The sequence below is a fragment of the Bacteroides sp. CAG:189 genome (genome assembly GCF_000432295.1).
Lineage (GTDB): Bacteria > Bacteroidota > Bacteroidia > Bacteroidales > Bacteroidaceae > Bacteroides > Bacteroides salyersiae.
This window is the reverse complement of the sequence record NZ_HF991001.1, coordinates 23,453-45,534: the sequence shown is the minus strand read 5'-3', so window position 1 is coordinate 45,534 and position 22,082 is coordinate 23,453. Positions and strand designations below refer to the sequence as shown.

Here is a 22,082-nt window from a genome sequence, read left to right as displayed (position 1 = left end):
ATAAGGTTTCGCATGTCTGTAGAACATACAAAACCTTATTCGGTTTTTAATTATTCCTATCGGAATCTATGCTATATAAATGAATACAACTGTATGATTTTTAGAACCAATAAATGTAGGCTAATGTACTACAGCTGATAACCACCCATAGCAATACTCCCTGGACCAAAGGTTTAAGGCCAACTGATTTCACAACATCAATAGACAAGGAAGCACCAATAAAAAACATGGTTATAGTCAGAGTTTTGCGTGCCAGGCCATTAATAGCGGCACCCACCTCCGGAACACTTCCCAATAGATAAGTATTCACAATCATAGCCAATACAAAAAAGAAAATAAACCAAGGAATGCTAATCTTCTGCCCTTTACTTTTGAAAATAAACGAAGTGGCAAATGCCATTGGAATAATCCAAAGGGCACGTGTCAACTTAATGGTAGTCGCCACTTTCAAGGCTTCCTCTCCATATGCCGCACCGGCTCCTACCACCGAACTCGTATCATGAATGGCAATGGCAGCCCATGTCCCGAATTCATGTTGACTCATACCCAAAGCATGGCCTATTACCGGGAAAATGAACAATGCAATAGCATTCAAAATAAAAATAGTGGCTAAAGCAACAGACATTTCGCTATCATTAGCTTTCACTACCGGCCCTACCGCAGCAATAGCGCTACCACCGCAAATAGCAGTACCCGAACTGATTAAATAAGAAGTATTACGGTCTACCTTCAATAATTTACGTCCGATAAACCAGCCAATCACCAAAGTTCCTATTACTGAGATAACGGTAAATTCCATACCTTCTTTACCGGAGGCAAGTGCTGAATGGAGATTCATACCAAACCCCAAACCTACTACGGAATATTGCAACAAATATTTAGAAGTCTTCTTATTAAATTTCGGATGTGCCTGCCCGCAAACCAATGCAAAAGCCAATCCTAAAAACAAAGCCAAAGGAGGAGTAACCCATGCCGAAAAAGCTTGCATGCCCGGAATATAATCCAATAATAAGAAAAAAGTTAAAATCGAAAGTAAGGATACATAGACAATTTTATTATTCGTCTTTAATGTTCTTGTAATAGCTGACACCATATCTTTATTGTTTAATTATTTTTTCGAGTGCAAAGATACGGTTACTTTATGGCATGCACCAATTGTTTCTATTTATGCACTATAACCTTTGGTTATAGTGCATAGCAAACTGCATAAACACCTGTGGTAATCCTCCCTCCTGCCCTTGCTGATGAACAAAGCAAAACTCACGTAACATCTGCATCTCTTTTATCTCAACGACACGGAAATTACCGGAAGCCAATTCTTTATAAATAGAACGTATAGATACAATACCCATACAATCCGTGTTTTCCAGAAATAATTTTATACTCTCTGTACTGCCGAGATACATCAACACATTGAGGGAAGAGAGTTTAATGCTATGTTGGAGCAGTGCACGTTCAAACACGTCGAGAGTACCCGAACCACGTTCACGAAGGACAAGAGGAATATGCTGCAAGTCTTCGGGAGTTATTTCATCCGGCAAGGAAAGTTTGCTTTGAGCATGTACGATGGCTACTAACTCATCATCAAGGAAGGTAGTATATTTCAAATTGGGCAAGCGAAAAATCCCTTCCACCAATCCCAAATCAATCCGGTGTTCCTGCAATGCAGTCTCTATTTCACGGGAATTACCGTTCAAGAGAGACAGATTCACCTGTGGAAATTTACGGATAAAATTTCCTAATAAAGGTGGCAGCACGTATTGGGCTATCGTGGTACTGGCACCAAGTTTCAACTCACCGATATAATCGCCGTGCAAAAGATGCATTTCATATTCCAGACGTTTGTAAGCATCAAGAATACGTTCACTATGTTCCAATAACAATTTTCCGGCTTCTGTGAGAGATATTTTATTTCCCTGACGGTCAAAAAGTCTCGCCTGATAACAGGCTTCCAATTCTTGAATATGTTTGGTTATAGCCGGTTGGCTGACAAAAAGCTCTTGCGAGGCTTTTGTAAAACTGAGATTCTTTGCTACGCTTTGAAATACTTTTAAACGGAAATCGGACATATGAATAATGATTAACGATTAATAACAGGACGAACCACAAGAAGCGATTCTCTTATAATTCATCCCCTTTGATACCCAAAGCCTGCATTAACGGGAATGCCAGCATTTCCCAATGATACTCCACCACTCCGTCAGGTTCACTCATACGGAACTGAATAACCTCTTTTTCCTTCACGGCATTCAAGGCGATTCTCACCTTATCTCCATATTCTTCATTAAAAGAAATCACAATAAGTTTCTTCACATCTGCCGAATCCGATACTATTCCCAACAAATCAAGAAACAGTTCTTCGCGGGTCACCATTTCTTCACAAGGAACCCCGGCGAAAGAAAATTCACCGAACTGGCTTGAAAAAGCAACCCCGTTCAGTTCTTCTTTCAGATCTGCCGGTTTGCAAAACAGCAACTTAGAAGAATCTTTATCATACACAAACAGCAACTGTGCCTTGTTATCCCCCTCACTAATGCCGGCATCCAACGCCAGATAAGTAGTCAACAATGATAAATCAATTTCCCGTAAAGGCCGATTCAGAATTTTCTCAAAATAGCTTTTTAAATCCGAAACTACATAATTCAAGAATGCGGCATCAATCAGCATAACAATCTCAGGCAATTTTATCTTTTTATCCATAAAAATTATTCCATTATAAAATCCGTATATTGAGGGATAAAGATACAATAAAGCTTTTATACACGCATCATCAATCTTCTAAAAGTTTAGGCAGTATGCCCCGACTGTATAAATAATCATATCTCCATGTCCCAATCATAAAGATAGTACAGAGACAATTATCCCCCTCAAAAGCTCTATATACCCTATGGATATAAAGCAGACATTTTGTCAACTAATTATATAATTTTACTGAAAAAATGGCATATTATATGTATTGGCAAATCTTTTGCGCCCCCTTTAGTGTTATTGAAAACGTGAAAATAAGAAAGGAGATTATAAGATATGAACTTTAACAACTTTACCATTAAATCCCAGGAAGCGGTGCAAGAAGCCGTAAACTTGGTAAAAGCCCGGGGGCAGCAGGCCATTGAACCGGCTCACTTACTGGCAGGGGTAATGAAAGTCGGTGAAAACGTAACCAACTTCATTTTCCAGAAGTTAGGAGTGAACGGACAACAAATTGCGCTGGTTGTCGACAAACAGATAGATTCATTACCGAAAGTATCCGGTGGAGAACCTTATTTGAGCAGAGAATCGAATGATGTGCTTCAGAAAGCAACACAATATTCAAAAGAAATGGGCGATGAATTCGTTTCACTCGAACATTTATTATTGGCGTTACTGACTGTAAAAAGTACCGTTGCCACCATTCTGAAAGATGCAGGAATGACAGAAAAAGAATTACGCAGTGCCATCAACGAATTGCGTAAAGGCGAAAAGGTGACCTCACAATCAAGTGAAGATACTTATCAATCACTTGAAAAATATGCCATTAACCTGAACGAAGCAGCCCGTAGCGGTAAGCTCGATCCCGTTATCGGACGTGATGAAGAGATACGGCGTGTGCTTCAGATATTAAGTCGCCGTACCAAAAACAACCCCATACTTATAGGTGAACCGGGTACCGGTAAGACAGCTATTGTAGAAGGGTTGGCCCATCGTATATTAAGAGGTGACGTACCCGAAAACCTGCGTGACAAGCAAGTGTACTCACTGGATATGGGTGCATTGGTAGCAGGTGCAAAATATAAAGGTGAATTCGAAGAACGGCTGAAGTCGGTAGTCAATGAAGTGATGAAATCCGATGGAAATATCATCCTGTTTATTGATGAAATTCACACGTTAGTCGGAGCAGGTAAAGGAGAAGGGGCAATGGATGCCGCCAATATTCTTAAACCGGCTTTAGCACGCGGTGAATTACGGGCAATCGGTGCCACCACCCTCGATGAGTATCAAAAATATTTTGAAAAGGATAAGGCATTGGAACGTCGTTTCCAGATCGTACAAGTGGATGAACCGGACACACTCAGTACCATTTCCATCCTACGTGGATTGAAGGAGCGTTATGAAAACCACCACCATGTACGTATCAAAGACGATGCCATCATTGCTGCCGTGGAATTAAGCAACCGGTATATCACCGATCGTTTCTTACCCGATAAAGCGATCGACCTGATGGATGAAGCTGCCGCCAAACTCCGTATGGAAGTAGATTCCGTCCCGGAAGATCTGGATGAGATATCACGCAAAATCAAACAATTAGAGATCGAGCGTGAAGCTATCAAACGTGAAAAAGATCAACCGAAACTGGATACGATAGGCAAAGAAATCGCCGAATTGAAGGAACAGGAGAAATCTTACAAGGCCAAATGGCAAAATGAAAAATCACTGATGGATAAAATCCAGCAGAATAAAGTAGAAATAGAAAACTTGAAGTTCGAGGCAGAAAAGGCAGAACGTGAAGGAGATTATGGAAAAGTAGCGGAAATCCGTTATGGAAAGCTACAAGCATTGGACAAGGAAATCACAGAGATACAGGAAGAATTGAAGCTGATGCAAGGCGATTCGGCTATGATCAAGGAAGAGGTGGATGCCGAAGACATCGCCGATGTAGTATCCCGCTGGACCGGTATTCCGGTAAGCAAAATGCTCCAAAGCGAAAAAGACAAGTTGCTCCATCTCGAGGATGAACTTCACGAACGTGTGATTGGTCAGGATGAAGCTATTGCTGCCGTTGCTGATGCCGTACGTCGTAGCCGTGCAGGATTACAAGACCCGAAACGTCCGATAGGTTCATTCATATTTCTCGGTACCACCGGTGTAGGTAAAACAGAATTGGCAAAAGCACTCGCAGAATTCCTGTTTGACGACGAGACGATGATGACCCGTATCGACATGAGCGAGTATCAGGAGAAACATAGCGTTTCCCGTTTGGTCGGAGCCCCTCCAGGATACGTAGGATATGATGAAGGCGGACAATTGACGGAAGCGATCCGACGTAAACCATACTCCGTGGTATTGTTCGACGAAATTGAGAAAGCCCACCCGGATGTATTCAACATTCTGCTACAAGTGCTGGATGACGGGCGACTGACGGATAATAAAGGACGCGTGGTCAACTTCAAAAATACCATTATCATCATGACTTCCAATATGGGTAGTTCCTATATACAAAGCCAGATGGAAAAACTGAATGGTTCCAATAAGGAAGAGGTAGTTGAAGAGACTAAAAAGGAGGTAATGAACATGTTGAAAAAGACAATCCGTCCGGAATTCCTGAACCGTATTGACGAAACCATAATGTTCCTGCCTTTGACAGAAAAAGAGATTAAACAAATCGTTCTGTTACAGATTAAAGGTGTTCAGAAGATGCTTGCAGAAAACGGGGTAGAACTGCAACTTACAGACAATGCCATCAATTTCATAGCACAAGCCGGTTATGATCCCGAATTTGGTGCACGACCTGTAAAAAGAGCCATCCAACGCTATCTGCTAAACGACCTGTCCAAAAAGTTACTTGCGCAGGAAGTGGACCGCAGCAAAGCGATCATAGTCGATGTGGCCGGAGACGGATTATCTTTCCGTAACTAAACAAGAAGTAAATTCACTATCAAATGCCGATATGCCACCGAGCATACCGGCATTTTCCGTATAAAACACTCAATATATAAATCTTCGTACAGCCACCTCACAGACAGGATGAAGCAGTACAAGTACATATGCACCATGTTTCGGAAGTTGCATCATCAAAGATTGCTGCGGGCATTGTTCTTTCGCTTGCAAATTTCCATGATCGTCATACAAATAAACCATTGTATCTACAAACAGACCATTTAGTTGCAAAACTCCTTTTTCGGTGTCCAGCAGGAGTTCGAATGTTTTATTAAACCGTTTATTCATACTTTATTTGTCCACCTCTCAGCCCCTTAAGAGATCTTTATGTATAAAAAAGCGTGGGAACTGTTGCCATTATCGTACTTGAGGCTCTGGACTGCCACTATTCAAATAATGTACAACAACCCACGCCCAGTACTATATATTTTCATATACAGCAGAGCATGAGCGCTTGTTAGCATTATTCCTGAATAGTGAAATTGTCCAGATTTCAAGTACAGAATAATATCGTAAACGCCTTTGTTCTAATTTGTTATTTTATCCTATCGCCTGACACTTCAGATGCCGAAGGATTGCAACAAAGATAAGTAAAAAAGCATTGAATCTTACAAAAGAAAGCCCAAAATATTCCTGCAAATACATAGTACAGAGAGAACAGAGAGTATTTTCTTTTGTTTTGAACTTACCAATAAAAAAACAAAAAGCGTGATAAACATCCTCAATGACATTTATCACGCTCCTATATTTCAACACTTTACAATCCGGCTTATTCTTCCGTCTCTTCTTTTGCTTCTGTTTCTTTAAATTCTGTAATTCCGTTGGTAACAAGAATATTATACCATAAAATCAACTTCTTGATATCGTTCACGTAAACTCTGTCCCGATCAAAATCCGGCAATACTTCTGCCAGATAAGAACGCAGTTCTTCAGCAGTTGCTTTCTTCGGATCGATAGAAGCAACTGCTGCGTTCTCTTTCTCCTTGATTGATTCAAGCACATCACGCAAAGGCACCTCAGCATCATTCGTATACATTGCAATATCTGCCAATGAAATAATCTTCTCGTTGCCATAAGCCGGAAAACGTTTCTTTTCAGCACTGATAGATTCTACAATCAGCATATTCTTTCCCTGTGAAATGAGCTTATATAATCCCGGCCTGCCGGAAATTGACAAAATAGTCTTCAACATAATATATTCAGTTTTTTATTATTGATTATTTTTTCGGTTGGCAAAGATAGTGTAAGCCGAAGACAATACAAAATAAGCTCGCTTATTTTTATTGCTGAGACAGTAGCTATTTTTCTGAAAGGTAATCCGTTTTTTTAGATAGCAAAGAGATTAATTCCAAAACCTGCGGGATGAGCGGCATGTCATCATCATTCACAATTACAAAATCAGCCTGCTTACGCTTTTCCTCATCGCTCATCTGACTCTCAATACGTTTCACTATAAGTTCACGCGAAGAGTTATCCCGGCATATCGCCCTCTGTATCCGTATCTCTAATGGAGCATAAACCATTACTATCACATCTACCTCACCTGTAAATCCCGATTCTATCAAAATCGCCGACTCCATTCCCACTATAGGAAACAGTGCCCGTTTCTCCACCCACTTACGGAAATCCTCTTTCACCCGCGGATGAATAATTCCATTAATTTGCCTGGCATGATCCGGATGTCCGAAAAGATAGGAAGCCAAAAGCGGTTTATTTAAAGCACCGCCTGCAAATACCTTTTCTCCCAGTAAAGAAGAGAGTTCTTTCTTTATATACGGATCAGTATTTGTCAAACGTTTAGACTCGACATCAGCTATATAAACAGGAATCCCCATCACTTCCAGCAATTGCGAAACGACACTCTTTCCGCTGCCAATTCCACCTGTTATACCGATTTTAATACTCATTGGGAGATACTTGTTCAATCAGAAAATCTACTTTTTCGGGTACAATACGAATAATGTGACTTACGTCCCGTGGAACAGACTTGAGCTTCACGGTATATTTATTCGATCCTAACTTCAGTAATTCTTCATAAGATACATTTATCATGAAATTACCGGCATCGACTTTATCAAACCTCCCCAAACCGATCTTAAAGGTAATCTGCACCTTCGACGGGAAAGTACGCAAAACTTTATCTGCCGGGAAATTGACTCCATGCAAAGGCACTTCAACCGTTTTTTCCGTATAAATATCTACCGGTAAAGTTAAATCTACCGCACCTGGCACAAACTTGGCCCCCTTTACTCCTACGAGAGGAACATGATAAGTCAGCGTATCTGCGATATCATTCAATTCGACCTTTTGCGTGTATGCAGTCGTTATCGTATCGAGAATATTGGCAGGTGCATAAACCAGCACAGAATCAGGAGAATAAATCGTATCGGAAATATAATATTGACGGCTTGCAGTTACCGTTCCCCGCATCTTCACCGGCACCTGTTTAGACTTTCCGGTAGAATAAATATACTCCAACGTATCCGGTTTCACCGACAGCAAACGAGTAGACACATTAAGCTGGCTCATGATCTTTTTCTCAAACTCTGAAGCATATATCCTCACATGATTATCCCGTCCGCTATAATCAGCAAAGTCAAGATTCACCGGAAAGAAACTCTTCCCGAGCATATAATTCAGCAAGACAGTTCCTCTATCCTTTACTTTAACACGCAGTTCCGAAAACGGTTCCGAGGTTATAACTACATTATTGGGAACCCCTTTCAAGCGGACAGGAATAGAAAACTCGGCTTCATAATCGCTATTTAATGTTTGCAAAAGCCAGAATCCTCCGGCAATAAAGAAAAAAAACAAAAAGATTAAGAATTCTCTGCTCTTATCACTAAGCAGAAAATTCTTAATCTTTTCAGATAGTTCTAAATAAATAGACTTTATGTCCCTACGTTCGAACATAGGCTTATTTATATTATAACTTATTTAGCAGGTTGCTGGCTTGCAGCAGATGCATCTGCAAAAATAGAATTCTTATCTATCTTAATCTTTACATTAGATGCAATTTCAAGTACGATATGATCGTCGTTAATTTCTTTGATCACTCCATGTATTCCCCCAGCAGTAATAACTTTCTGGTTTACTTGAAGAGATTTACGAAAGTTAGCAATTTCCTTTTGTTTTTTATTCTGCGGACGAATCATAAAGAAATACATGATAACAAACATTGCTATCAGCATAATCCACATCAGGCTTCCGTCGGGACCTGCAGCAGGAGCTTGCAGTAATACAGTCAATAAATTCATAAATAATTTCGTTTTAGTTTTTTAATCTATAAGAGCAAAGGTATCAGTTTTTTGTCAACTTACCTTCTTTTTTTAATTGATTAACAATTCCATCCAATGTTCCATTGATGAAACTACCACTCTTAGCCGTACTGTAAAGCTTAGCAATTTCTACATATTCATTTAACGAAACACTGACCGGAATGTTCGGAAAACTTAGAATTTCTGCCAAAGCCGTCTGCATAATAATTACATCCATAAATGCTACACGGTCCAAATCCCAGTTTTTGGTGTTTTCACTGATAAGGTGGCGATAATAGTCGGCATTCAATATCGTACGACGGAAAAGACGACGTGCAAACTCCTGATCTTCATCATCTTTAAATTCGGGAAGCAACGGTTGGTTGGCCCCTTGTTTTTCCTCAAAGCGTTTGATTGTTTTCAACACAAATGTATCTACAATCTCTTTATCGTCGTTCCAATACAAACTTTGATCTTCCAATACCTGATCCAAAGAATCATTGTTGAATACAAACATCTTATAAAGTTTCCGCCACAACTCACGGTCTGCCTCGTAAGAATTGTCAGTTGAAGCCATATATTCCTTATAAATATCCGACTCCACAATTTTATCATAAAGCTCTTTGACAAAATCCTGATCATTCGCCCATGTCCTTTTCTGGTTGGCAACGAATTCCGTCAATTGTTTATTCACTTCAAGTTGTGCAATAAATTTGTTTTCCACAAACTTCATGTTCGGATACAACTCTTCCTTTGTAGGTTTCAGTTTGGCTTTAGCTGTGTCAATGCGTTTTTGTGCGTAGTCCGTCAATGCAATCATAAGCATCAACAAATAGTTATAGAGGTCATAAGCCTTTGACAGGCTAAAGAACAACTCTTTCTCCGCTGAGTCTAAATTTTTGCTGCCGTTCTGATAGTAAGCATACACTATTTGTATGATTTTTAGACGAATAAGAACTCTGTTAATCATAATCTTTAATAATACTGTTATTAACGAATTGCAAAAGTAGATATTTTTAATGAGTTTCTGCAAATAAATCACATTTTTTAATGCAGTATTTCATTCTCTGCCCTTTTTCTTTTGACAGTTAAAAAAAAAGTTCCAATTTTGAAGCCGATTATAAACGGACCTAATGATATGGAAGATTTAAAAAAGAAAATGAACGCAGATATGAATGACAAAGAGATTGTATTCTCAAAATCCATCAAAGCCGGTAAACGTATTTATTATCTTGACGTAAAGAAAAACCGGAAAGATGAAATGTTCCTTGCCATCACTGAGAGCAAGAAAGTGGTTATGGGTGAAGGTGACGATTCACAAGTCAGTTTCGAAAAACATAAAATCTTCTTATATAAGGAAGATTTCGATAAATTCATGACCGGACTCACTCAAGCAATAGAATATATCAATGACCAGCAAGGACATGCAGTCAGAGAAGAAGTAGCCATAGAAGAGGCACAGCCGGCCGATGAAATAAAGATAGATATTGATTTTGAATAAGTATTTTTTTGATATTTCAGAAAGAAAGCGTACTTTTGCACCGCTTTTTTGCAACATCGTGTGGAATACCACATCGTGTGATGGTGAATTAAGCACTCAAATCACTTAATTTAGAGTAACACAAAAAATTAAAAAAATGAGATCAATTGAAGTAAAAGGAACTGCAAGAACTATTGCAGAACGCTCTTCTGAACAAGCAAGAGCTTTGAAAGCTATTCGTAAAGACAACGGTGTACCTTGTGTACTTTACGGAGGTGGTGAAAATATCCATTTCACAGTACCTGTTGAAGGTCTGCGCAACTTGGTTTATACTCCGCATATTTATGTAGTAGACTTGGTTATCGATGGCAAAAAAGTAAATGCTATCTTGAAAGATATCCAATTCCATCCGGTAAAAGATACTATCCTGCACGTTGACTTCTATCAAATCGATGAAGCTAAACCTATCGTTATGGAAGTTCCGGTACAATTGGAAGGCTTGGCAGAAGGTGTTAAAGCCGGTGGTAAACTGGTTCTGCAGATGCGTAAACTGAAAGTGAAAGCTCTCTATAATATTATTCCGGAAAAACTGACAGTAAATGTCTCTCACTTGGGTCTTGGTAAGACAGTAAAAGTAGGTGAGCTTAAGTATGAAGGTCTTGAATTGCTGAATGCAAAAGACGCTGTTGTATGTGCAGTTAAACTGACTCGTGCAGCAAGAGGTGCAGCTGCTACAGCAGGAAAATAATCACAGGAATACTTCTATCAGAATATTTCGGAACGCAGATTATCACAGATTTTGGTCTGTGTTAGTCTGCGTTTCTTTTTCATCTCAATACATATTAATCGCTTATGAAATATCTCATCGTAGGATTGGGCAACATCGGCCCCGAATATCGTGATACACGCCATAATATAGGTTTTATGGTAGTAGACGCTTTGGCAAAGTTGAATAACACTCCTTTTACAAGCGGACGTTACGGTTCTACAGCATCTTTCTCAATAAAAGGGCAGCAATTATTGCTCCTTAAGCCATCTACATTTATGAATCTGAGTGGATTGGCAGTTCGATACTGGATGCAGGAAGAGAAAATTCCATTAGAAAATGTATTGATTGTAGTAGATGACCTGGCATTACCTTTCGGTACTCTTCGCCTGAAAGGAAAAGGCAGCGATGCCGGCCATAACGGACTGAAACATATTGCCGCCACACTGGGAACTCAAAACTATGCACGTCTCCGCTTCGGAATAGGGAATGATTTTCCTCGTGGCGGACAGATAGACTATGTGCTCGGCCACTTCACAGACGAAGATTGGAAAACAATGGATGAACGTCTGGAAACAGCCGGTGAAATTATAAAAAGCTTCTGTCTGGCGGGAATCAATATAACGATGAACCAATTCAACAAAAAGTAAATAAATCTCTGTAACTAATCATTTAATTACAAATAACCTCATGCCTGAAGCAAGAATAGATAAATGGATGTGGGCCGTACGTATTTTCAAAACCCGTACAATTGCCGCCGAAGCATGCAAAAAAGGCCGTATCAGTATAAACGGTTCTTATGTAAAAGCCGCGCGCATGATTAAACCCGGTGACGTGATTCAGGTGAAGAAACCACCCATCACTTACTCATTCAAAGTATTACAGGCCATAGAAAAACGAGTGGGTGCCAAACTTGTTCCGGAAGTTATGGAAAACGTAACGACTCCCGACCAATACGAACTATTGGAAATGAGTAAGATAAGCGGATTTGTAGACCGCGCACGCGGTACAGGACGTCCGACTAAAAAAGACCGCCGAAGCATAGAAGAATTTACCACTCCGGAATTCTTGGATGATTTCGAATTTGACTTCGATTTCGAAGAAGAGTAGTTAGTGATTGATGAGGGTGTGTCAAAACGTAATTTGATGAAAGGACAACTTTTAATCTGAAACTTGACTCCCTAAATCAATGATGAAAAGAACCATATCATTACTCAAAAACAGAGTTTGATATGGCTCTTTTATAATTGTTAGTTACAATCTATAACTTTTTAGAGTGGTCATTTTAGTTTTGACACACCCTCCTCTTTTTTCATTTATGAAGAATGGAACATCACCAATACCAGCATGCGCCGAAAGACAATGGATATACATCCGGCCCTTTTCCTTTTTCAAATAGGCCGTATGTGGAATAGCGCAAGTAAAAGCCTAAATTGCCATATCCGGCTTGTGCCAGCAGATTTATGCCGACGGGATGTACATACATACCCTTACCGAGCGTTTCTTTATGTCCGTTTACCTTTGCCATAGACTTTATCCCGTGGCGTATTTCCACTTCCGGACCGGCAGCTACGAAGATAGGGCGGTGTCCGTTGATTCTGGTCTGCCATTCGATGGAGATAGGGATGCGGAAATGAAAGTAACGCAGGCGGCTTTTGCTATAATTGGTTTCATCATCGCCGGATACGATTTGCGTAGCACCGTCGGTCTTTAGGAAAGCCTGGTTACCGTCCAGGCGGAAAGAGCGGTACCCCCAGCCTAATCCGAAGGTCATTCCCCAATGACGGTCGTGCGTGAGGGGAAGATAGCTGGTGAAAAGGTTTGCACCTATTTCCCATGATTTGGAAGCATTCAGTGATGCTCTGTCGGATGCACTGAAACTGTAGAAATCATTGGAAAGACTGCTGAATCCCATATAGAGGCCACTGGAGTGCGGATCAAAGCGATTGCGCTTTTTAGGGGCAAAAGGCAGGGCGTCCAATATGCTGGGGCGGTCTGTATCGATACGTGTCAGGTAGACTCCTTCGAATAGTTTTTCTTCCTGTTTGGCATCTCCGTCCGTAGTTACTTCTTCGTAAACTTTGATTTTCACATCACCGTCACCTTTCCGGATGATAATCGAGTCACCGCTTGTGTTTACAATGGTTTGTCTTCTTGTCGTTTCTTGTGCCATGACGCCCGTTAGCGGGAAAAGTATCAGGCATGCTAAGATAATTTGTTTCATGTTTTTTTTAGTTTTTATAGTTTTAATTTTTATAGTTTTAATTTTTTCTTTGAAATAGGAGGGCGACCAGTTCGTCCGAGTTCAGATTGCCTTCGATATAAATAAAGGTGGCGCTGTTCTTCTTACCCACTTTGAAGAGGATGAACCGGTTGAGCGTTTGGTTGTTTTTCTTTAGTTGCGGCAACTGGTAATAGGCTGTCAGCAGTTTGCCGTCTTCTACAATTTCCTGCAATTTCTTCATGGTTCCTTCTTTTCTGTCTTTTTCCAGACAGTCGAGGATGTAGGGCAGTTCTTCCGTTACATCTTTGAATACTAAACTTTTGTATAGGTTTATACGATAAGAGTCCAGCATGTCTTTAGACAGTTCCACCATTGTCACGCCCTTCTGTTTACCATATTTCTGAAATATGGAAGCACTGTGTAATCCCTCTTGTGCCCTTATTTCTGCGGTGGCGGCAGAGAGCAGCAGGATGATGAATATTGTGCGAATAACTGTGTTCATACTTTCTATGTGTTGGTTACTTTATTTTTTAGGTTCTTTTATTCTCCGTCGAAAAGGCTGTTCAGCAGTTCGTCTTCATCGAGACTCACATTCCGGAAGGCAGTCATCGCCTGTTCACGTACCAGATTCTCGTCGGTGTAGCATTTGCCGTCGATGATGACATAGCTATCCGGCATTGCGTTGAAGTGGCGATGAATGCCGGCAATGCCCAATAGAAGCAGTAATCCGGCAGCTATTCCGCTCATGCAGTATATCAGTCGACGGCGAAAAACTGTTTTTCGTGAGGAGACTGTCAGAGAGGAATGATCGGTACAGGCCTCTTTTGCCTGTTTGTTTTCTTTATCAAGGAAGGCAAACAATGGGCTGTACTCTTTCAGATGCTCCGGAACGGTCTCCTGAGTGAAAAAGCGGCGTAATTCCCGTTCTTCTTCACAAGTGGTGTCACCGTCAAAATATTTGTTTAACAACTCTTCTATATTCATACCTTTCTTCTCCTTTTTTCTTCTTGAATGGTTTGCAAGTAAATGTCTCTCACTTTTTTCCGTGCTCTTGACAGATTGCTGCGGATGGCTTCGGCACTGCATCCGGTGATCTCGGCTATTTCTTCTGTTTCGTATTCTTGCACGTCTTTCATCTGTATGATGGTACGTTGCAGGGTAGGCAGCGAGTCGATGATTTCTCTCATCAGCCGGAATTCATCTTTCTCTTCGAGTAGCCGTTCCGGTGTGGCTGACTGGCTGGGGGCTTGTACCTGTTCCAGCGAAAGAGAATCCGGTCGTTTGGCTCGCCAGATATCCATACAAAGATGATGTGTCATTGTCATAGCCAAAGCTTCGATACTTTGGTATTCATCTAACTTTTGCCGCATGTTCCATAGCTTCAGCATGATTTCCTGCACTGCATCTTCTGCATCGGAGGGATCTTCTGTCAATTTCCGCGCATAGTTTAATAACTTATCGCGGAGGGGTAGCACGTCTATTTTAAATTGTTTGAGTTCCATTTACATCTATAAGACGGAGAGGTAGGGAAAACGTGACATGTGAATGGAACTTTTTTTGAGAAAGGAGGAAAAAGGGGAAATAATGAATTGGTGATTAGCGAATTAGTAATTAGTGATAAGTAGATTGCACGATATACCGGCATGACACTTATCACTTATCACTAATGTATTTATCATTAATTTTTATATCTTTCCCAATATCTTGTCCATCACCCAGTTTGTCAGCGTAGCGCTTTCACCGTCGCAGGTACAGATTGATTTTCCTAATAAGTGATCTACTACGGCTTGGATGAGCGGTTGTTGCACATGTTCCGGGTTTTCAATGTAGAATTCTTCGCGTCCGCGTTCGGTATGCAAAGCGATGGGATCGAATGAGAATACGGAAAAACAGATCATGCCTTTGTCACCAATGATTTCGATGCGGTCTTCCTTGGCGGAATCGTGTGCTACAAAGCACCAGGAGCCACTACCTACAAGGCCGTTATCGAACTGGAAACAAGCGCTCAATGTATCTTCTGCCGGATAAAGTCCGCCACGATTGCTTTTATATCCACTGGCTTCAAGGATACAGCCGAACATTTCCTGCAACAAATCTATCTGGTGTGGGGCAAGGTCATAGAAATATCCACCTCCGGCAATATCCGCCTGAACCCGCCAAGGCAAGTTATCCCGGTTATAATCCAGATCACGGGGAGGCTGGGCGAAACGAATCTGTACATTGATCACGTTACCTATGGCACCCTCTTCTACCAATTCTTTTACCTTGATGAAATAAGGGAGATAACGGCGGTAGTATGCCACAAAACAAGGTACTCCGGTTTCACGCGAGATGCGGTTGATACGCGTACACTCTTCGTAGGTAACGGCCATCGGCTTTTCTATATAAGCCGGTTTTCCAGCCTTCATGGCCATGATGGCATAGGTAGCATGTGATGAGGGAGGAGTGGCGATGTAGATAGCATTTACTTCCGGATCGTCGATAAGCTCTTGGGCATCGTCATACCATTTTTTGATACCTCTCTCTTTTGCATAGGCTTTTGCCTTGGCACCGTCACGGCTCATCACGGCCACGACTTCCGAACCCTCTACCTTCTGAAATGCCGGGCCGCTTTTTTTCTTTGTCACTTCACCGCAACCGATGAAGCCCCACTTAATAATCTTTTCACTCATATACCTATTTTGTTTTTAAGAATCACAAAAATAAGAATAAAAAGTGGAATTAAGACTATTTTCTATTCAATTCATTTTTTGTAAATAATATCTACTCCTTTGATGATGCCCGACGGTATTAGCGCGTCTTTCGGAGAAGCTATCTCCGGATATGAATAGGTAATGCGTTTTTCAACCGGTAGTTGAGAATCGAGAATCATTCTGTTCATTAATGAATTGGCCACATGGATTTCCAATTCATTTTCTCCGTCATGGATAGCATTTGTGACATCTATTTCCCAGGGAGAACACCATACGATACCCATATCTTGTCCGTTTATGATAACTCGGGCTACTGATCCCAATTCCGAAAAACGCAATAATGCTTTTTCATCTTTTTCTGTTTTTTGCAGATTCAGTGTTTTCCGGTAGAGGGCTGTACCGGAATAATATTTTATCGATGGATCGGGGTGCAAAGCCCAATCTGATAGTGAATCGAATTTTACTTCTCCCGGTCCGCCCATAGCCGGATCGAAGTATATACTCCAATCGTCGCTAACCGGAGTTACGGTTTCCTGCCGGTCCCAATGAAGAAGGGGAAGGTTCCCGGAACCGATATCTGATAGTGTCAGAAAATAGGACTCCCAAGCGGCCATTTTCAAACGAACAGAGATATGTCCTTGTCTGTCGCTACTTGTGGGCAGGGTATATCTTTGGCCGGACATGGGATTCCATAATTCGGCAATTTTGCCTGATGAACGGAGGGTGAATATATCGTCGACTGCCGTATCTTTGTGATTGTTTAAGAAATAGACGTCCGCATCTTTTAGTTGGCGATGTGCAAACCACACTTTTTTCTGTTTGATGGAAGCATGCTCCATTTTAATGTCGGGTTGTAGACCTGCTTGATAGACGGCTTCTTCCAAAGGCATTCCCCAGTATACAGTTCCCTTACCATAATGCCGATATCCGGACGAAGGTGTTTCTTTTCCCCATAGTTTATGGGCCAACGCTTCGTATTCTTTTTTCTTGCCGATGTCTGCAAATGTTTCTGAATATCTGGCTTTTGTGCCATATACCGATATTCCTTGATTGACTAAATCCGCAATTTTCTTTAATGCTTCTAAAGTGATTTCTCCATTTCCGGGAAGGATCATCATTCGGTAACTCATACCATCCGGTAATGCGATTTGTCCGTTTTTTGCCGACATTCTCGTAAACAGGGCGTCCGAAGTGAAAGCATCAAAGTCGAAGCCACCGGGGATATCGGGTAAACGGTGTGTGAGAATCTTCACAGGCGCATTTTCTCCCAGATAGACACAGAGGTCTATCAATGGCATCCCCTGTCTCATGATATAGGCGCAACGTGCCTGATAATCCCAGAAAGGTTTGCTGAAATCCCAAAAGGTATTGTTTCTGTTCAGGCAATAGTGACGGCCTCCTCCTGTGTTTCCGGGAATTTTGTCCAGCCAGGGTTGATAAGCTGATGCACACACGACGAATTCATTGATGCCGTAACAATAAGCGTAGTCTGCCAATGTTTTAAGATAGGCGAGTGAGTGGCTGAACTTTGCATCCGTGAAGGCTTCTGCAGAAGCAGTTTTTTTTCCATAGAGATGTGCTGCGGAGGAGGATTCCTTGATGTCATAATTACCATCCGGATGTATGGCCCAGAATTCTCCTTGAGGAATGTCTACTTTTCCTTTTGCCTGGATAGGGTCGGCTACGATGCAAAGTGCATTTCCGGTGGCCTGTGCTGTAAAATTGACACCGGATTCTTGGCAGAGCTTATTTAGTGTCCCGTAATAATTGTCTGCAATCAGATCGGCTATGGTGCGACGGACATCATATAATATTCCATTGGTCTCTTCGGATGTGCCGATTATGTGCCCCATCATGGCTGGTAGAAGATGTTTTAGATCATATCCCCGTCTTTTATGGAATTCTTTGTCAAAGCCCGGAGTCCAATTTTGCGAGCCGGCTTCATGGCTATCCATAGCCATGCCATGTAACGGCAAATGATGTTTGGCCAATGAATCTGATATGACCTTGAAATAGTTGTTCCACTGTACGGTGGCCGCCAAAGAGGACATTTTGTCACATTCCAGTCCCATCAGATTAGGACGCCCGTGTTTCGTTTTACTTCCTGTAGGAATATGCACAAACCGCATGATTACCCAGTCACCTGCGGGTACATCCCAAGAGATGGATCCGTCCGGTTTCAACAAGTGGCTGAGGTCCGTTATCCGGTCCGGGCGTATCGTTTCGTTGGTTGTATAGGACGGAGTGTTGTCCTTTTCGATGTATTCGGAAAAAAGTCCGTTCTTTTCTTCCCATTGGTCGGCTTTTGCTTGTGGAGACAAGGTGACATTCCCTAATTGCATACCGGGGCGTCGGTCGTCTTCCATGTACCAATCGTGTAAGTTCAGACGAAAATATCGTCCGGTAGCGGGAGGAAATGCGATTGTTTTTTGTTTCCACTGGGAGTGGGCTCTGTAAATGGGTTTCAGTGCACATACCGTGCTATAATGAATACCGTCATCCGACACCTCCAGACTACCCAAATCCGGTAATACCCGGTAACCGGTTCCTACGAACGTATCTCCCGGAGGGGCGGGGACATTAGTGGCGCTTGTGGTTGCTTTTCCTCTGGGGCGTACTTGGTAGGTAATGCTACGGGCTGTAAAATCTTTATGGAAATCGAGGTTTACGAAAACGGATTTTCCGGAGGGTTGAGCCGGTATCTCTACTGCTGGGGCATTTGGGGAAAAGAGGTCGGCTGCCGGAAGTTCGGTCAGGTTCGATGTTACTGTTGGCTTGATGTCATCACTGGTTAACCATTGCTCGCGTGAAACCGGGAATGCCAATACGGCTACATCACGATAATAATCGTTTGCATTTGCGGGAAGAGGGAGATTGCCCGAAAAGTTTTTTCCGCCTTGAATCAGTGTATCGGATGCTGTCAGCATCTGCATGCCTAACTCTTTTGTGATCCATGGACCTCCTGCTACGAAGCCGTTGGAGATATGCGTTTCAAAAGTTAACCCCAATCTTTCAGCTTCCCGGGCTGCATAATAGAGCATTGCCCACCATTCATCGGAAAAGGCATCCAATGCCACAGGCTTTTTTAAGTGTACCTGATCATAGAAGACGACCCCACCGACACCCGCTTTTCGAAAGGCTTCCAGGTCGGCAGTAATTCCTTCCCGGGTAGTTTCTGTTTCTCCATGAAACCACCATACCTTCGTGCGGGCTGAATCTTGTATATTTTCGAAACCATACAAGGCATCGGACAGGGTTGATTGGCGATGGGGATTGGTGTGGGCACAGCCATATAGAATAAAAAGTAAACTGATAAGGCAAATCTTTTTCATGATCATCCGGTCTTTCATATTCAGAATTTAATATTGGCAAAAATAGGGCTTTTCGCTTTTTATAAATGTGCTGTTTTTGACCGAAACACTTGTACTTTTGATTTTAGTCTGAATAATTCATGTCCAATAGTATGTCATTAAGAGAAACACATCACGCAAGTCATTCCTACTTACTACTTAACTACTTACTACTTAACTGCTTACTACTTAACTACTTACTACTTAACTACTTACTACTAAACTACTCTCTACTTAACAGGATAATATTTATGCAATATTTCTTTATACTCTTTTCCTTGGCGGAAACTTGTAAGCCATGTGTTCAGGCTATCCAGCAGGACAGGCGATTGCTTGCTTACCCCCCAAGAGTAAAATTGCGTGAAACTGATGTCTGTACTGATATCCAGTTGGGGCAGTGAATCTATGGCCGCTTGTGCAATGCTCTCGTCGCAGACAGCGTAATCGATGTCTCCATGAGCTACCATTGCAATCAGTTGTTCCGAACCGTACTTTTCTATTTCACTGATATAAATCGTATCCCCGATCTCGTCTCCCAAATTACGGATACGAAGGATGGATGGAGAGGCTTTTACGACATGCAAGGTTCGTCCTGCCAGATCGAGTTGGTTTCTGATAAAGAGCGAATCGTTTTCGGACGTTGCTTTTCGCTGCACCAATACCTGTTTACTTAGGATTATGGGCGAGGTGAGGAGCAGCGAGTCTTTCAATTCGCTGGTGGCTGGAATGCCATATGCTATTACATCGTATTTACCGGTTTCAAGTCCTTTCAGACGTTGGTCAAAACTCATCACCGGAGAGACTTGTGCCTGAATTCCTTTATCACGGGCAAAGGCTTCTATCAGTTCATAGTGGAATCCGCTCACCGTATCGCCGTCAACGAAGAAGCTGATGGAATTGTATTCTGTTGCCGCGCGGAGAATACCGTCTGCCGCTATTTCCGCATAATCGCGCGGATGTCCTTCTTCCTTTTCCTTTCTTTGAGGCCAGAAAGCAAATACGAGGAAGCAGACGATGGCAATAAGCAGATATTTCAGATATTTCCTTTGGATGGGCTTCATAGATGCATGGTAGGATTAATCATAGAAATTCCAGGATACACCAAATTTCAGCAGTCGGGGATTGATGGGATAGTGAGGTGCATAGAATGCATTCGGACGATTGATCAATCCATCGTTTACGTGATACATCATAACGAAGAAACGTGTCCGTTTCAGATGAAGATTGGCATATACATTGACAATGGGATAGCCGCCTATCTCCACTTGATCATTGGTTGGCTGTAGGTGGAACTGTCCCGTAGCAGGCATATAAGCCGGTGCATGGTATTTGGTAAAGTAACGTGCATCAGCACCCAATTGAACACTCAGTACTTTTTTCGCCAGTTTGAAATCTATATACAGGTTGTGGTATAACGAGAGATCCGGTAAGGGTAAGATTGTGCTGTTACTCGATTTTTGCCAGGTAACTTCATTGTCCAGATGAAGAATTCCAAGTTTGAAGTCTTGGGATAATGTGGCCGAAAGTACTTGGATGTTGCCTCCGAATTGTTCCGGAAGGGCTTGTTGGTTGAAATAAGTGTAGTTTTTAATGTTTTCTACACCGGCTTTCAAGTTTGTTTTCCAATGTTCGATGTTCAGTTCGCCTTCTATGCGTGTACGGAATTCTTTATCCATATTATCATCATCCCAATAGAAATGCTTGGAGTGGTAATGTCGCATATAAAATGAGGGTAATGTATTACTTACCGTTGCGCGTGCTATCAAACTGACCGTGTCTTTTCCCAAACGGAAATTCAGATCGAGGTCGCCTTTTACATTAAACTGTCCGATGGCTTTTCCCAATAATCCCACTTCGCCAATGGCATGATAATGAAGGATGCTGCCCTGCCGTTTAGATAATTCACCGCCTACAAAGACTTCATTCTCGGTATAGCGATCTATGCTGACCGAGTCTTTATTCATCAGTTCGTATTTACTTAATTTATGTGAGATAAAACCGGTCAGTCCGGCTTTGGCGTATTTATTGAAACCTTCGAGAAGGGAGATTCCCAATGTGTTTTTTACTCCTATATAGGAGGTGGAATCGTCGACGATATAAGGGACGCCCGGCTTGATGTATGTATTTTGATAATAGTCTTTCAACTGGTCTTCTGAAGTAAACTTATGCTTGCTCCATTCTACCTGCATCGTATGGATGAAGCTGGTGACGGGGACAAACTCCTGCACAGGTGGCAACGTGTCGTTTTCTTCTTGTGGCAGATCGCGGTGAAAACCTAACTTATAACGTTGTGCCAGAAAAACATAGCTATCTGAATTTCGGGAAGTAGCCGTACTCATAACCGTTGGCATATTGATCGACTCATAACTTTGCTGCCCGCCGGATACGGCTTCGGGATCTTTGACGTAGTTGTCGTCCGTGATTCCTCCATTTTCGTTGTTTTTCAGATAGTTATAGCTGTATAACAGTGTTCCTTCATATCGCTCTCCCATATAGCTGATGAAAGGAGCGGCATTAAAAAAGGAGGTACTCGAATGGTTGTAATATCCTCGTCCGTATAAGTAATCGATATTGAAACCGAAAGCCAACTGCTTATTTGCGTTGACTGAGAAATATGCTTTGAAACGTTCTTCACCATTTACTTTACTACCGGCTTTATAGTATGTCAGATTGGTGTA

Annotated in this window: 22 protein-coding genes; 5 read left to right on the top strand and 17 right to left on the bottom strand. The window is 41.8% G+C overall.

The window, feature by feature from the left end; all coding sequences use genetic code 11:
• Positions 1-100: 100 nt before the first annotated feature.
• The 3 genes from QVP90_RS02590 to QVP90_RS02580 form a co-directional block, all read right to left on the bottom strand.
• A complete protein-coding gene (locus tag QVP90_RS02590; RefSeq protein WP_005924350.1) occupies positions 101-1,093 on the bottom strand; it encodes a YeiH family protein in 993 nt (330 codons plus the stop codon).
• A 79-nt stretch (positions 1,094-1,172) separates the two neighbouring features.
• Entirely contained in the window at positions 1,173-2,069 is an 897-nt protein-coding gene (locus QVP90_RS02585) for a LysR family transcriptional regulator (RefSeq protein WP_005924353.1), read from the bottom strand.
• A gap of 52 nt (positions 2,070-2,121) precedes the next feature.
• Positions 2,122-2,700: a DUF6621 family protein gene (locus QVP90_RS02580; RefSeq protein ID WP_021935587.1), complete on the bottom strand. Its 579-nt coding sequence runs from the start codon at positions 2,698-2,700 to the stop codon at positions 2,122-2,124.
• A 324-nt stretch (positions 2,701-3,024) separates the two neighbouring features.
• Between QVP90_RS02580 and clpB the strand changes: the two genes are divergently transcribed.
• The gene (gene clpB / locus QVP90_RS02575; protein ID WP_005924359.1) at positions 3,025-5,613 is read left to right on the top strand and encodes an ATP-dependent chaperone ClpB; all 2,589 of its coding nucleotides are present in this window, start codon (positions 3,025-3,027) and stop codon (positions 5,611-5,613) included.
• A 69-nt stretch (positions 5,614-5,682) separates the two neighbouring features.
• Here clpB and QVP90_RS02570 read toward each other — a convergent pair whose 3' ends face one another.
• The 6 genes from QVP90_RS02570 to nusB form a co-directional block, all read right to left on the bottom strand.
• Entirely contained in the window at positions 5,683-5,922 is a 240-nt protein-coding gene (locus tag QVP90_RS02570) for a hypothetical protein (protein WP_021935586.1), read from the bottom strand.
• Between the two features lie 481 nt (positions 5,923-6,403).
• A complete protein-coding gene (locus QVP90_RS02565; protein WP_021935585.1) occupies positions 6,404-6,826 on the bottom strand; it encodes a DUF5606 family protein in 423 nt (140 codons plus the stop codon).
• A 106-nt stretch (positions 6,827-6,932) separates the two neighbouring features.
• Complete coding sequence (gene coaE / locus QVP90_RS02560; RefSeq protein WP_021935584.1) at positions 6,933-7,541, bottom strand: dephospho-CoA kinase; 609 nt, start codon at positions 7,539-7,541, stop codon at positions 6,933-6,935.
• A complete protein-coding gene (locus tag QVP90_RS02555) occupies positions 7,531-8,547 on the bottom strand; it encodes a CdaR family protein (RefSeq protein WP_021935583.1) in 1,017 nt (338 codons plus the stop codon). The genes coaE and QVP90_RS02555 overlap by 11 nt, the downstream gene beginning before the upstream one ends.
• Before the next feature lie 20 nt (positions 8,548-8,567).
• Positions 8,568-8,891, bottom strand: a complete 324-nt coding sequence (yajC, locus tag QVP90_RS02550) for a preprotein translocase subunit YajC (RefSeq protein ID WP_005924373.1) — start codon at positions 8,889-8,891, stop codon at positions 8,568-8,570.
• 43 nt (positions 8,892-8,934) lie between these two features.
• Positions 8,935-9,861 (bottom strand): transcription antitermination factor NusB, encoded by a 927-nt coding sequence (nusB, locus tag QVP90_RS02545; RefSeq protein ID WP_025819647.1) that lies wholly within the window; start codon positions 9,859-9,861, stop codon positions 8,935-8,937.
• A 168-nt stretch (positions 9,862-10,029) separates the two neighbouring features.
• On the opposite strand from nusB, the gene QVP90_RS02540 reads away from it, so the two are divergent.
• The 4 genes from QVP90_RS02540 to QVP90_RS02525 all read left to right on the top strand — a co-directional run bounded on the left by QVP90_RS02540 (position 10,030) and on the right by QVP90_RS02525 (position 12,247).
• Positions 10,030-10,392 carry a PUR family DNA/RNA-binding protein gene (locus QVP90_RS02540; protein WP_021935581.1) on the top strand — a complete coding sequence of 121 codons (363 nt, stop codon included), beginning with the start codon at positions 10,030-10,032 and terminating at the stop codon, positions 10,390-10,392.
• A gap of 136 nt (positions 10,393-10,528) precedes the next feature.
• Positions 10,529-11,119, top strand: a complete 591-nt coding sequence (locus QVP90_RS02535; RefSeq protein WP_021935580.1) for a 50S ribosomal protein L25/general stress protein Ctc — start codon at positions 10,529-10,531, stop codon at positions 11,117-11,119.
• Between the two features lie 104 nt (positions 11,120-11,223).
• Positions 11,224-11,787, top strand: coding sequence for an aminoacyl-tRNA hydrolase (pth, locus tag QVP90_RS02530; RefSeq protein ID WP_005924383.1), 564 nt, complete (start codon positions 11,224-11,226; stop codon positions 11,785-11,787).
• 40 nt (positions 11,788-11,827) lie between these two features.
• Positions 11,828-12,247: an RNA-binding S4 domain-containing protein gene (locus QVP90_RS02525; protein WP_005924386.1), complete on the top strand. Its 420-nt coding sequence runs from the start codon at positions 11,828-11,830 to the stop codon at positions 12,245-12,247.
• 223 nt (positions 12,248-12,470) lie between these two features.
• Here the strand turns inward: QVP90_RS02525 and QVP90_RS02520 are convergent, their stop codons facing one another.
• From QVP90_RS02520 to QVP90_RS02485, 8 genes are all read right to left on the bottom strand, one after another.
• Positions 12,471-13,361: a hypothetical protein gene (locus tag QVP90_RS02520; protein WP_005923708.1), complete on the bottom strand. Its 891-nt coding sequence runs from the start codon at positions 13,359-13,361 to the stop codon at positions 12,471-12,473.
• 37 nt (positions 13,362-13,398) lie between these two features.
• Positions 13,399-13,863, bottom strand: a complete 465-nt coding sequence (locus QVP90_RS02515; RefSeq protein ID WP_021935579.1) for a hypothetical protein — start codon at positions 13,861-13,863, stop codon at positions 13,399-13,401.
• Positions 13,864-13,901: 38 nt separating this feature from the next.
• Positions 13,902-14,345, bottom strand: a complete 444-nt coding sequence (locus tag QVP90_RS02510; RefSeq protein ID WP_005923703.1) for a hypothetical protein — start codon at positions 14,343-14,345, stop codon at positions 13,902-13,904.
• Positions 14,342-14,863: an RNA polymerase sigma factor gene (locus QVP90_RS02505; protein ID WP_005923701.1), complete on the bottom strand. Its 522-nt coding sequence runs from the start codon at positions 14,861-14,863 to the stop codon at positions 14,342-14,344. Before QVP90_RS02505 ends, QVP90_RS02510 begins: the two co-directional genes overlap by 4 nt.
• 183 nt (positions 14,864-15,046) lie before the next feature.
• The gene (locus QVP90_RS02500) at positions 15,047-16,033 is read right to left on the bottom strand and encodes a Gfo/Idh/MocA family protein (protein WP_005923699.1); all 987 of its coding nucleotides are present in this window, start codon (positions 16,031-16,033) and stop codon (positions 15,047-15,049) included.
• A 71-nt stretch (positions 16,034-16,104) separates the two neighbouring features.
• On the bottom strand, positions 16,105-19,404 hold the full coding sequence (locus tag QVP90_RS02495) for a glycosyl hydrolase (protein WP_021935578.1): 3,300 nt from the start codon (positions 19,402-19,404) through the stop codon (positions 16,105-16,107).
• 230 nt (positions 19,405-19,634) lie between these two features.
• Positions 19,635-20,465 carry a transporter substrate-binding domain-containing protein gene (locus tag QVP90_RS02490; protein WP_005923694.1) on the bottom strand — a complete coding sequence of 277 codons (831 nt, stop codon included), beginning with the start codon at positions 20,463-20,465 and terminating at the stop codon, positions 19,635-19,637.
• A 15-nt stretch (positions 20,466-20,480) separates the two neighbouring features.
• Positions 20,481-22,082, bottom strand: a 1,602-nt coding sequence (locus QVP90_RS02485) for a putative porin (RefSeq protein WP_288203821.1), incomplete at its 5' end; no start/stop codon positions are given.